At 64.0% G+C, this 12,780-nt stretch carries 9 protein-coding genes; 7 read left to right on the forward strand and 2 right to left on the reverse strand.

Annotation, left to right across the window (positions count from 1 at the left end; all coding sequences use genetic code 11):
* The first annotated feature begins 43 nt into the window (after positions 1-43).
* Positions 44-1,690, forward strand: coding sequence for a lysine--tRNA ligase (locus tag CLN94_RS02610; RefSeq protein WP_096430856.1), 1,647 nt, complete (start codon positions 44-46; stop codon positions 1,688-1,690).
* On the opposite strand, the gene CLN94_RS02615 is transcribed toward CLN94_RS02610, so the two are convergent.
* Positions 1,691-2,560: a CHAD domain-containing protein gene (locus CLN94_RS02615; protein WP_179300209.1), complete on the reverse strand. Its 870-nt coding sequence runs from the start codon at positions 2,558-2,560 to the stop codon at positions 1,691-1,693. It lies immediately after the preceding gene.
* 259 nt (positions 2,561-2,819) lie between these two features.
* Between CLN94_RS02615 and CLN94_RS02620 the strand changes: the two genes are divergently transcribed.
* Positions 2,820-5,111: a glycosyl hydrolase family 28-related protein gene (locus CLN94_RS02620; RefSeq protein WP_096430860.1), complete on the forward strand. Its 2,292-nt coding sequence runs from the start codon at positions 2,820-2,822 to the stop codon at positions 5,109-5,111.
* Between the two features lie 80 nt (positions 5,112-5,191).
* Here CLN94_RS02620 and CLN94_RS02625 read toward each other — a convergent pair whose 3' ends face one another.
* Entirely contained in the window at positions 5,192-5,695 is a 504-nt protein-coding gene (locus tag CLN94_RS02625) for a HugZ family pyridoxamine 5'-phosphate oxidase (RefSeq protein WP_096430862.1), read from the reverse strand.
* Between the two features lie 410 nt (positions 5,696-6,105).
* Between CLN94_RS02625 and acs the strand changes: the two genes are divergently transcribed.
* The 5 genes from acs to CLN94_RS02650 all read left to right on the forward strand — a co-directional run bounded on the left by acs (position 6,106) and on the right by CLN94_RS02650 (position 12,767).
* The gene (acs, locus tag CLN94_RS02630) at positions 6,106-8,073 is read left to right on the forward strand and encodes an acetate--CoA ligase (RefSeq protein ID WP_096430864.1); all 1,968 of its coding nucleotides are present in this window, start codon (positions 6,106-6,108) and stop codon (positions 8,071-8,073) included.
* Between the two features lie 10 nt (positions 8,074-8,083).
* Positions 8,084-8,767: an adenylate kinase gene (locus tag CLN94_RS02635; RefSeq protein WP_096430866.1), complete on the forward strand. Its 684-nt coding sequence runs from the start codon at positions 8,084-8,086 to the stop codon at positions 8,765-8,767.
* Positions 8,768-8,828: 61 nt separating this feature from the next.
* Positions 8,829-9,086 carry a DUF4212 domain-containing protein gene (locus CLN94_RS02640; RefSeq protein ID WP_096430868.1) on the forward strand — a complete coding sequence of 86 codons (258 nt, stop codon included), beginning with the start codon at positions 8,829-8,831 and terminating at the stop codon, positions 9,084-9,086.
* A gap of 15 nt (positions 9,087-9,101) precedes the next feature.
* Entirely contained in the window at positions 9,102-10,829 is a 1,728-nt protein-coding gene (locus tag CLN94_RS02645; RefSeq protein WP_096430870.1) for a sodium:solute symporter family protein, read from the forward strand.
* Positions 10,830-10,931: 102 nt separating this feature from the next.
* Positions 10,932-12,767: a DUF294 nucleotidyltransferase-like domain-containing protein gene (locus tag CLN94_RS02650; protein ID WP_096430872.1), complete on the forward strand. Its 1,836-nt coding sequence runs from the start codon at positions 10,932-10,934 to the stop codon at positions 12,765-12,767.
* Positions 12,768-12,780: the final 13 nt, after the last annotated feature.

Below are 12,780 nucleotides of genomic sequence, written 5' to 3' on the forward strand. Positions count from 1 at the left end.
TGAGGCGCGGATGGGCGCAAAGGGCGCCCCGAAGAGGTATGACATGAGCACTCTGCGCGATGCCGCGATGAAATCCAAAGCCTGGCCTTTCGAGGAAGCCCGTCGGGTGCTCAAACGTTACGAAAAGAAGGCGCCGGAGAAGGGTTATGTGCTGTTCGAGACGGGCTATGGCCCCTCGGGGCTGCCGCATATCGGTACCTTCGGCGAGGTCGCACGCACCTCGATGATCCGTCGCGCCTTTGAGGTGATCTCGGACATTCCGACGAAGCTCCTGTGCTTTTCGGATGACATGGATGGCATGCGCAAGGTGCCCGAGAACGTGCCGAACCAGGACCTGCTCAAGGCCAATATCCAGAAGCCGTTGACGGCTGTGCCCGACCCGTTCGAGGAATTCGAGAGCTTCGGCCACCACAACAACGCGATGCTGCGCCGGTTCCTCGATACCTTCGGGTTCGAATACGAATTCGCCAGCGCGACCGAGTATTACAAGCAGGGCAAGTTCGACGAGATCCTGCTGCGTGCCGCCGAGAAATACGATGACATCATGGCGATCATGCTGAAGTCGCTGCGCGAAGAGCGCCAGCAGACCTATAGCTGCTTCCTGCCGATCCACCCGGAAACGGGGCGCGTGCTCTATGTGCCGATGAAGAATGTCGATGCCAAGGCCGGCACGGTGACCTTCGATGACGAAGACGGGCGCGAATGGACGCTGCCGATCACGGGCGGCAATGTGAAACTGCAGTGGAAGCCCGATTTCGGCGCGCGCTGGGCGGCGCTGGATGTCGATTTCGAGATGTATGGCAAGGACCACTCGACCAACACGCCGATCTATGACGGGATCTGCCGCGTTCTGGGTGGCCGTGCACCCGAGCATTTCACCTACGAGCTGTTCCTTGATGCTAATGGCGAGAAGATCTCGAAGTCGAAGGGCAACGGGCTGTCGATCGACGAATGGCTGACCTATGCCTCGACCGAGAGCCTGAGCTACTTCATGTATCTCAAGCCCAAGACTGCCAAACGGCTGTGGTGGGATGTGATCCCGAAGATGGTGGACGAATACCACCAGCAGCTGCGCGCCTATCCCGATCAGACGATCGATCAGCAGGTCAACAATCCGGTCTGGCATATCCATGGCGGCAACCCGCCCGAGTCGAAGATGGTGGTGCCGTTTGCGATGCTGCTGAACCTGGCGGCTGTGGCGGGCGCGACCGACAAGGAAGGGCTCTGGGGCTTCATTCGGCGCTATGCGCCCGAGGCCACGCCCGAAACCCATCCCGATCTCGATCAGGCGGCAGGTTTCGCGGTGCGCTACTTCCACGATTTCGTGGCACCCGAGCGCAGCTTCCGCCTGCCCTCCGAGCAGGAGCGCAAGGCGATGCAGGATCTCGTGGCGGCGCTTGGCTCGCCCGAGGCGGCGCTGGCGGCGATCGCGGCCAAGAACGCGCTTGTCGGCAACGACGAGCCGCTGCCCGATGCCGATTTCCACAGCGACGAGTTCCTGCAATCGGTGGTGTTCGCCGTTGGCAAGACCAATGGTTTCGAGAACCTGCGCGACTGGTTCCAGGCGCTTTACGAGGTGCTTTTGGGCCAAAGCCAGGGGCCGCGTTTTGGCGGGTTCATCGCGCTTTACGGCGTGCCCGAGACCGTCGCGCTGATCGAGCGCGCGCTGGCGGGCGAACTGGCAGGCTGATCACTCGGCGCGCCACAGCTCATACCAGCGCCCCCAGCGATCGGCCAAGGCCGCGGGGGGCTCTGCGAACAGGCGGGAGCCGAGGTGAAACGCCTCGGCTTCCTGTCGTTTCTGGACCCTGCGGATCAGGCGCTTGAGCGCATGGGCCTGATCGGGCGACAGCGGGCCCGGCAGCGTCGCGCGCAGGACCGCCAGGTCGTGATGCGCACCAAGCGTCTCGCCGAGGCGGTCGGCCAGATCGGCCTGGGCCTGCATCATCTCGGGCCAGATCGGGGCCAGCAGGCGGCTGTGATACCAATGATGTTTCACGCGGCTACGCCAAGCGTGAAAGGCCTCGTCCGTGCGCGTGGCCTGGGCGCGGGCCATCCGCTTGCGCGCCTGCGCATAGCTGAGCGCGAGGCCCGGGGCGAAAGCGGTCCAGCCCTTGCCGGGTGCCTTCCAGTGGGTGGCGCGGGCGCGGATTTCGCCAAGCGCGGTGGAGAAATCGGCGAGCGCGGTGTGGTCGGGCGCCAGTGCGGGCGTCTCGGGTAGTTGGGTGAGGAGCGCGCGGGCGGCTTCGGCGCCTTCGGGGTCGGTTTCCTGCTCGCCAAGACCCTGAAGGCTCTGGCGCAGCACCTCGGCATCGCGCAGCCCCGAGATGCCCTGGGCGGTGTCGCGCAGGGCGGCGTTTTCGGCCTCGAAAGGGGCGAAACCCGGCCGGACCAGTCGTAGCAGCCCGCGGGTTTTCTTGACCGCCTTGCGCAGCTCGTGGACCAGCGTGTCACTTTCGCAGGTCCCCGCGGCGCCGATGGCCTTGTCCAACTCGTTCAGGGCGATGCGGCGGAGCGCGGCGGTGGCGGAGCGATCATCAAGTTGCAGCGCGTAGGGCATTGGGCTCTCGGGGTGGTTCAATTCAGGAAGAATAGCACGGAATTGCTGCATCCTCATGACAGCCCACGGGCGGGGGCTACCGCACGCTGGCCTAAACACTCCTTTAACCTTCCAGATTAGTCCTGTTCGGGCCGGGGCGAGAGGCACCGGCACACCCCGGTTTGAGACCCGACGCGTGATGCGCCAGCCTGTTTTGCGGGGCGGAGGCGTTGTGCCGGCGGCTTGGCGGGGGGCCGGAACACCACAAGGGGATTCTTGGATGAACAAGGCGATTACCGATGGGCTGGTGCTGACGCCGCCCGCGTTTGAACTGGGGCTCGACGTCTGGTCGAGCGAGAATGGCACCTCGGGCTCGGCGAGCTATGACGGCGCGAGCAATGCCGCGATTGCGATTGCCGATCAGGATTTCGGCAATTGTCTGGAGCTGACCAAGACCCAGACCACGCAGCAGTTGCGCTGGATGGGCGAGACGCCGATCCTGCCGGGGTGCTACTTGCGCGTGCGCACCCGCGTGAAGGCGATCTCGGGGAACCTGCCCGAGGTGCGCATCGCGGGCTATGCGATGACCGCGGCGAACCAACATGTTACCGGGCTGGTCGAGATCGGCGAGAGCGTGGTGCTGAGCGAATATGGCACGCTGGTCGAGGTCGAGGCGATCGTCGGCACCGGCGCGCGCGGTGGCGTCGACATGGTCTGGGGGCTGGAGCCCGCCTATGGCCATTTCGGTCTGGACCTGATGGGGCTGAACGGCGGCATCGTGCGGATCGAGAATTTCGAGATTGAGGACATCACCGAGGCCTTCCTGCGCGATCTGCTTGATTGGGTCGATGTGCGCGACTTCGGCGCGCTGGGCGATGGCGTGAGCGATGACCGCGCGGCCTTTGTCGCGGCGGATGCGGCTGCGGCGGGGCGCTCGATCCTGGTGCCCGAGGGCAGCTATTACATCGGCTCGTCGCTGTCGATCACCGGGCCCGTGCGGTTTGAGGGCACGCTTGTGATGCCGGTCGAGGCGCGGCTCGCGCTGCTGTCGAGCTACGATTTCCCGACCTATGCCGAAGCCTTCGGCGATGAGATGGAGGGCTTCAAGAAGGCGCTGCAGGCGCTGTTCGGCTATACCGATCACAACACGCTCGACCTGAAGGGGCGCCGTGTCGAAGTTACCGAGCCGATCCGCGTGGCCGAGATCGCGCCGGGCGTGACCACCTTTTCCAACCGCCGCGTGCTTCGCAACGGCCAGTTCAACGTGATCGACGGTCCGGCCTGGGCCGATGCCGAAGTGACCTCGCTGACGACTTACAGTTCCGCGCAGCCCTACGAACTGACCGGCGTCGTCAATGTCGCGAATATCGAAGTGGGCGCGCTGGTGACGGGGGCGGGCGTCGGCCGCGAAGTCTATGTGAAGGCGAAGAACGAGGCGGCGCAATCGCTGACCCTGTCGGAGCCGATCTATGGCGGCTCGGGCACGCGCACGCTGACCTTCCGCCGTTTCCGCTATGTGCTGGATTTCTCGGGGATGGGGCAGCTCGACCGCTTCAACATCGCGGATGTCGAGTTCCTCTGCAATGGCTTCGCCTCGACGATCATGATGCCGCCGGCGGGGCAGATGTTCCACCTGCGCGACAGCTATATCGTCAAGCCGAAGGATCGCGCGATCACCTCAATCGGGCGCGGCTGTCAGGATCTTTTGGTCGACCAGTGCCAGTTCATCTCGAACGAAACCGCGCTGCCGGCGCAGGACCGCACCTCGGTCGCGATCAACGTCAACGCAAATGACACCAAGATCCGCGACTCGCGCTTCGTGCGCTTTGGCACGACCTTCGTGATCCATGGCACCGGGCATCTGCTGGTCGGCAACCACTGGTTCCAGGGCGATGACGAGGACAATAACGTGCGGATGCCGGGGCTCGTGTTCACCACGCCCAACGTGCAATCGGCGGTGACCGGCAATTACATCGACAGCTCGATCGTGGAATGGACCAACGAGCACGAGGCCGAGGTCGATTTCGGGCTGGGCTATTCCTTTGGTGGCCTGACGGTGATCGGCAACACCTGCGTCGCGATGGATTCCGCGCCCTGGTTCACCTTCTTCTCGGTGAAGCCCTACGGCAGCGGCCATTTCATCCACGGGCTGACGATCTCGGACAATGTGTTCAAGGCGATCGACGGCAATATCATCCGGATCGACAAGGTGGACACGACCTATGCCGATCTCGATTACGGTCGGATGCGCAACATCCGCGTCGAGGGCAACATCTTCAACGGGATCACCGAGCTGATCTCGAACCCGGTGTCTCTTGAGGTGAACCAGGCGACGGCGCAGACCACCTGGACGGTTGATCCGAGCACCTACCTGCCGTTCTGTGGCTGGGCCCGTAATGTCGAAAGCCTGATTGCCGAGGGCGCGATCACCAATGCCGGGGGCGGGCGCGTCAGCTCGATGCCCTATGTGAATGTCGAGCAGGGCAGCGCCAGGAACCAGGTTCAGGTGGTCTGGCCCGAGGCGGCCAAGGGGCGGCTGCAGATGCGCATCCGCATGGACAACCCGAACTGAGTTCGGAGAGATGGGCGGCTCCGGGGCGGGCCGACCTCACCCCGGAGCGGGGCGGCGCGGGCGCCTTCGGGCGCCCGCTTTTACAGACGCAGGTCGTCGGGCGTCAGCCGGAAGGCGCGGGCAAAGCCGCCGTTGAGCAGGGCTCCGAGCGGGACGAATTCCACGAAAAAGAAATCTGGCAGGTCGATATAGAACTTGGCCTTGGGGTGGTCCGCCAGCCAGCGTTGGCGCAGTGCGGCGTCTTCGGGGTGGTTGGGCGCGATGGTTCGGGCCCGCGCGCTCAGCGACAGCCTCGGATGGGTGAGTGGATCGCCCTTGGCATCGGGCTCGCCGATCAGGAGCCCCGCGCGCGGATCGGCGCGCAGCGCCCGGCTATGCGCCGAGAGCCCGGAGACCAGCGTATAGAGCCCGCCGTCCGGCCCGATCCCCAGCGCCACACGCGTGACCTGCGGATGGCCGGTCTCGGGATCGATCGTGCCGAGGCTTCCGAACCGGGCTTCCCGCAGGAGCCCGCGCGCCAGCTCGCGCGCCGCGTCATCGGTGCTGCGGATCGGGTCGATCGACGGGGGCTGAGTGGCGGCCATGGCATCTCTCCGGTGGGGTTTCGAGGGTCAGCCTAGAGCCCCGCGCCGCCGGTTCAAGGGGCGCATTTCAGGAGCTCTTCGAATCATGACATGATTCTTGCCGAATCTTGCAATGCCGCGCCGCAGCGCGAAATTTTGTTTCTTTGGTCTATAATTTATCACTCGTTCGTTACCGATTTCGTGAACAGTCAAGGGGTTGAAACGTCACGTAATTTTACCGTTTTTTTCTTGGCAATTTACAGGATTACCGATGTGGCTGTGAATTTATTTACAAAAAAAATCAATGCACATAGGGGGTTACATGGGAAATCTATTCCGGTTTACAATGGCTGTGGGGTAGAGTGCTCTTGACTGGGGTCGAGGGCAGGGAGCGGTTAACGCCGCAAGAGGAATTCTAGGGAGGTTGCCATATGGCCACTCAGGAACAGACCACCGTCGCGCCGACGATCAAGGAGATCCCGCCGGGCTTCGAGAACGCCCATTGCGACACCGCGAAATATCGCGAGATGTACCAGGAATCGATCACCAACCCGGATGAGTTCTGGGGGCGCGAGGGCAAGCGTCTGGACTGGATCAAGCCCTATACCAAGGTGAAGAACACCGATTTCACCTTCGGCCATGTGTCGATCAAATGGTTCGAGGACGGTGTCCTGAACGCCTCGGTCAACTGCGTCGACCGCCACCTGGCTACCCGTGCCAACCAGACCGCGATCATCTTCGAGCCCGATGATCCGGAAACCCCCGCCCAGCACATCACCTACAAAGAGCTGTCGGAAAAAGTGAACCGCATGGCGAACGTCCTGCTCTCGCAGGGCGTGATGCGCGGTGACCGCGTCGTGATCTATCTGCCGATGATCCCGGAAGCGGCCTATGCGATGCTCGCCTGCGCCCGTATCGGCGCCATCCACTCGATCGTCTTCGCCGGCTTCTCGCCGGACGCGCTGGCCAACCGTATCAACGACTGCGGCGCCAAGGTTGTGATCACTGCCGACACCGCGCCGCGCGGTGGCCGCCGCACGCCCCTCAAGGGCAACACCGACGCGGCGCTGCTGCACTGCTCGGACAAGGTGCGCTGCCTCGTCGTCAAGCACACCGGCGACCAGACCTCGTGGGTCCAGGGCCGCGACGTCGACCTGAAATACCTGATGGAGCACGCGAGCCCCGAGTGCCCGCCGCGCCCGATGAACGCCGAAGACCCGCTGTTCATCCTCTACACCTCGGGTTCGACCGGTAAGCCGAAGGGCGTCGTGCACTGCACCGGCGGCTATCTGGCCTATGCCGCGATGACCCATGAATATGTCTTCGACTACAAGGAAGGCGACGTGTTCTGGTGTACCGCTGACGTGGGTTGGGTCACCGGCCACAGCTACATCGTCTACGGTCCGCTCGCCAACGGCGCGACCACGATCATGTTCGAAGGCGTGCCGACCTTCCCGGATGCGGGCCGGTTCTGGGCCGTCTGCGAAAAGCACAAGGTCAACCAGTTCTACACCGCGCCGACTGCGATCCGCTCGCTGATGGGCCAGGGCCCGGAATGGGTCGAGAAATACGACCTCTCGTCGATCCGCGTGCTCGGTTCGGTGGGCGAGCCGATCAACCCGGAAGCCTGGGTCTGGTACGACAAATACGTCGGCAAGGGCAAATGCCCGATCGTCGACACCTTCTGGCAGACCGAAACCGGTGGCCACATGCTGACCCCGCTGCCGGGCGCGATCCCGACCAAGCCGGGCTCGGCGACCCGTCCGTTCTTTGGCGTGAAGCCGGTCGTGCTTGATGCGCAGACCGCCGTGCGTCAGGACGAGACCGAGGCCGAGGGCGTTCTGTGCTTCGCCGACAGCTGGCCGGGCCAGATGCGCACCGTCTGGGGCGACCACGAGCGGTTCCAGGAAACCTACTTCAGCCAGTACAAGGGCTATTACTTCACCGGTGACGGCTGCCGCCGTGACTCGGATGGCTACTACTGGATCACCGGCCGCGTCGATGACGTTATCAACGTCTCGGGTCACCGCATGGGCACCGCCGAGGTGGAATCGGCGCTCGTCGCCCACGCCGCCGTGGCCGAAGCCGCTGTTGTCGGCTTCCCGCACGAGCTGAAGGGTCAGGGCATCTACGCCTATGTCACCCTGATGAACGACGTGGAGCCGACCGACGAGCTGCGCAAGGAGCTCGAGAAGTGGGTCCGTACCGAGATCGGTCCGATCGCCAAGCCCGACGTCATCCAGTGGGCCCCGGGCCTGCCGAAAACCCGCTCGGGCAAGATCATGCGCCGCATCCTGCGCAAGATCGCCGAGAACGACTTCGGCGCTCTGGGCGACATCTCGACGCTCGCCGATCCGTCGGTGGTCGACGAGCTGATCTCCAACCGCGGCAACAAGTGAGGCTGGGCTCGTGACCGATCAAGTCGACACCAAGCCCGCCGTGCTCATCCTTCTCGGCCCTCCGGGCGCCGGGAAGGGGACGCAGGCGCGGATGCTCGAAGAGAAATTCGGGCTCGTGCAACTCTCGACCGGGGATCTCCTGCGCGCGGCCGTGGCTGCGGGCACCCCGGCCGGTCTGGCCGCCAAGGCGGTGATGGAAGCCGGCGGTCTGGTCTCGGACGAGATCGTCCTGAACATCCTGCGCGATCGTCTGGCCGAGCCGGACGTGAGCGCCGGTGTCATCCTCGATGGCTTCCCGCGCACCGCGGGCCAGGCGGGCTCGCTTGACGAGCTGCTGTCGGACAGTGGCCAGAAAGTCACTGCGGCGATCTCGCTGGTGGTGGATGACGAGGCGATGATCACGCGCGTCTCGGGCCGCTACACCTGCGCCAAATGCGGCGAAGGGTACCATGATGAATTCAAGCTGCCGGCGGTTGCGGGCACTTGTGACAAATGCGGAGGCACGGAGTTCAAGCGCCGTGCCGACGACAATGCCGAGACGGCGCGTGCGCGGCTGGAAGCCTATCACGCCCAGACGGCGCCGCTGATCGCTCACTACCGGGCACTCGGCGTTCTCGAAGAGGTCGACGCGATGGGATCCATCGACGAGATCGCTTCGGGCCTCGGGTCGATCGTCGAACGCGTCTCGGCCTAATTTCGGGGAGGGGCGGGCCCGCGAGGGGCCCGTCTGGAGCAAAACAAAGGGAGTAACGCTTATGGCGGACAATTCTTCGTCCAACGCCTACTGGAAAGCGAACATCAAGACGATTCAGGTCTTCCTGGTCATCTGGTTCGTGTGTTCCTTCGGCTTTGGCATCCTGCTGCGTCCGATGCTTGCGGGCATCGGCATTGGTGGCACTGATCTGGGCTTCTGGTTTGCCCAGCAGGGCTCGATCATCGTCTTCTTGATCCTGATCTTCGCTTATGCCGCGCGCATGAACAAGCTGGACAAAGAATTCGGCGTGGAAGAGTAAGGGAGCGCAGGGACAATGGATCAGTTTACGCTTAACCTTATCGTTGTGGGTGCGACCTTCGCGCTCTACATCGGTATCGCGATCTGGGCCCGTGCGGGCTCGACCGCTGAATTCTACGCCGCTGGTCGCGGCGTTAACCCCATCGTCAACGGTATGGCGACCGGTGCTGACTGGATGTCGGCCGCGTCGTTTATCTCGATGGCGGGTATCATCGCCTTCGGCGGCTACGACACCTCGGCCTACCTGATGGGTTGGACCGGCGGCTATGTGCTGCTCGCCATGCTGCTCGCGCCCTACCTGCGCAAGTTCGGCAAGTTCACGGTTCCGGAATTCATCGGCGACCGTTTCTACTCGCAGACCGCCCGTACCGTGGCCGTTATCTGCCTCATCGTCGCCTCGGTGACCTACGTTATCGGTCAGATGACCGGCGTGGGCGTGGCCTTCTCGCGCTTCCTCGAAGTGGACAACGCGACCGGCCTCTTTATCGGCGCTGCGATCGTGTTCATGTACGCCGTGCTCGGCGGCATGAAAGGCATCACCTACACTCAGGTGGCTCAGTACGTCGTTCTGATCATCGCCTACACCATTCCGGCGATCTTCATCTCGCTGCAGCTCACGGGTAACCCGCTGCCGCCGCTGGGCCTGTTCTCGGACGCGACTGCCACCGGCAAGCCGATCCTGGAAACCCTGAACGGCATGATGGCTGACCTCGGCTTCGGCTCGTACACCGAGCAGAAAGACACCACGCTGAACATGTTCCTGTTCACCGTGTCGCTGATGATCGGTACCGCCGGTCTGCCGCACGTGATCGTTCGCTTCTTCACCGTTCCGACCGTGAAGGACGCGCGTTCGTCGGCTGGCTGGGCTCTGGTCTTCATCGCGCTGCTGTATCTGACCGCTCCGGCGGTGGGTGCGATGGCCCGCATGAACCTGATCAACACCATCTATCCCGATGGCACCTCCGCCGCGCCGCTCGCTTACGAAGCGCGTCCGGATTGGGTCAAGAACTGGGAGAAGACCGGTCTGCTCAAGTTCGAAGACAAGAACGGTGACGGCCTCATCCAGTACGCCGCGTCGAAAGAAGCCAACGAGTTCGACGTGAACCGTGACATCATCACGCTGGCGAACCCGGAAATCGCGCAGCTGCCGGGCTGGGTTATCGCTCTGGTCGCCGCCGGTGGTCTCGCCGCCGCGCTCTCGACCGCTGCGGGCCTCTTGATGGCGATCTCGTCGGCCGTGTCGCACGACCTGATCAAGTCGCAGATCAACCCGAACATCTCGGAGAAGAACGAACTGCTCGCCGCGCGTATCTCGATGGCTGTCGCTATCGCGGTCGCCACCTACCTGGGTCTGAACCCCCCGGGCTTCGCGGCGCAAACCGTGGCTCTGGCCTTCGGTCTGGCGGCTTCGTCGATCTTCCCGGCGCTGATGATGGGCATCTTCTCGAAGCGCATCAACAACACCGGTGCCGTGGCTGGTATGCTGGCTGGCCTGGGCGTGACGATCGTCTACATCTTCCTGCACAAAGGCTGGTTCTTCGTGGCCGACACCGCGTCCTTCTCGGATAGCGATCCGCTGCTCCTCTCGATCAAGTCGACCTCGTTCGGCGCGGTTGGCGCACTGATCAACTTCGTGGTGGCCTTCGTCGTGTCCGGCGCGACCAAAGACACCCCGGCCGAGATCCAGGAACTGGTGGAATCGATCCGTATCCCGAAAGGGGCCGGTGCGGCGGTTGACCACTGAGCCAACGCTCGGGCGATGTGCTAAGCATCGCCCGACCTGAAATCCCGGGCGCGCCCCGCTGATTGGCGCGGGGCGCGCCTTCTTCTTTTTCGGAGCTAAATCATGAGCGCTGATCTGCAGCCCATCATCGCATTTCTCGAAGGCGTTCATCCTTATGACAACCTGACGCGGGACGAGCTGGTACGAGTTGCCGGTTCCTTCAGCCGCAGGGAGCTCGCGGCAAACGAAGTCATCTACAACCTCGGTGACGAGCTGGACGGGCTGTGCCTGATCAAGGCCGGCGGGGTCGAGGTGACCGATGCGAACGGTGCGCTGGTCTCGATCCTCGGGCCGCGCAACTCCTTCGGTGAACGCGGGCTGATGCGCGAGGGCTATGCGCTGACCTCGGCGCGCACCACCGAAGAGAGCGTGCTGCTGGTTCTGCCCGCCCCCGAATTCACCCGCCTGCGCGATGAGGCGCCGGCCTTTGCCCGCTTCTTCAACCGCTCGCGCAGCGAACAGGCAGCCGCCGATCGCCCGACCACGATCGCGACGATGAAAGTGGCCGATCTTCTGGCGCGCAAGCCGCTGTTCTGCGCCCCCGACACCACCGCGCAGGCCGCCGCGCAGATGATGCGCGAAACCCGTGCCTCCTCGCTGGGCGTGGTCGAGGGCGACAAGCTGCGCGGGATCCTCACGCAGCGCGACCTGTCGAACAAGATCGTCGCCGAGGCGATGCCGATCGCCACGCCGGTGGCCGCGATCATGACGCCCGATCCGATCGCGCTTTCGCCGAATGCGCTCGGCTCGGACATCCTGCACATCATGCTGGAGCGCAAGATCGGCCACCTGCCGATCGTCGATCAGGGCCGGTTTGTCGGCATGATCACCCAGACCGACCTGACCCGCTTCCAGGCGGTCAGCTCGGCGGTGCTGATCCGCGACGTGGCCTCGGCCGGGACGGTGGCCGAGATGGCCCGCGTGACCGCCCAGATCCCGCAACTGCTGGTGCAGCTGGTGGGGGGGCACCAGAGCCACGAAGTCACCACCCGCCTGATCACCGACATCGCCGATGCCGTCACCCGCCGCCTGCTGACCATGGCCGAAGAACAGCTCGGCGCGCCGCCCGTGCCCTATCTCTGGCTCGCCTGTGGCAGCCAGGGCCGGCAGGAGCAAACCGGCGTTTCGGATCAGGACAACTGCATCATCTATGACGATGCCGCCACGGCCGACGACCACGCCTATTTCAAGGCGCTCGCCAAGATCGTCTCGGACGGGCTCAATGAATGCGGCTACGTCTATTGCCCGGGCGACATGATGGCCACGGCCGAGCGCTGGTGCCAGCCCGCGCGGGTTTGGCGCGGCTATTTCCAGGACTGGATCAACAAGCCCAACCCCGAGGCGCAGATGCTGGCCTCGGTGATGTTCGACCTGCGCGCGATCGGTGGCACCGGTGGGCATCTGTTCGCCGAGCTGCAGGCCGAGATGCTCGACAACGCGGCGCGCAACTCGATCTTCGTGGCGCATATGATCTCCAACTCGCTCAAGCACACGCCGCCGCTGGGCCTCTTGCGCGGCTTTGCCACGATCCGCTCGGGCGAGCATCGCAACCATATCGACATGAAACACAACGGCGTGGTGCCGGTGACCGATCTGGCGCGTGTCTACGCGCTGCAGGGCCGCCTGACCGAGGTGAACACCCGCGCGCGCATCTTCGGCGCCGAGGATGCGGGCATCATCTCGGCCTCGGGCGCGCGCGACCTGATCGAGGCCTATGACCTGATCCAGACGATGCGGCTCGAGAACCAGACCCATCTGGTGCGCGCGGGCCGCAAACCCGACAACTTCCTTGCCCCTTCCGATCTGAGCGATTTCGAGCGGTCGCATTTGCGCGATGCCTTCGTGGTCGTGCGCACGATGCAATCGGCGATCGGTCACGGCAAGGGCAGCATGAGCTAAGGACAAGAATACG

Source organism: Pseudothioclava arenosa (assembly GCF_002358085.1).
GTDB classification, from domain to species: Bacteria; Pseudomonadota; Alphaproteobacteria; order Rhodobacterales; family Rhodobacteraceae; genus Pseudothioclava; species Pseudothioclava arenosa.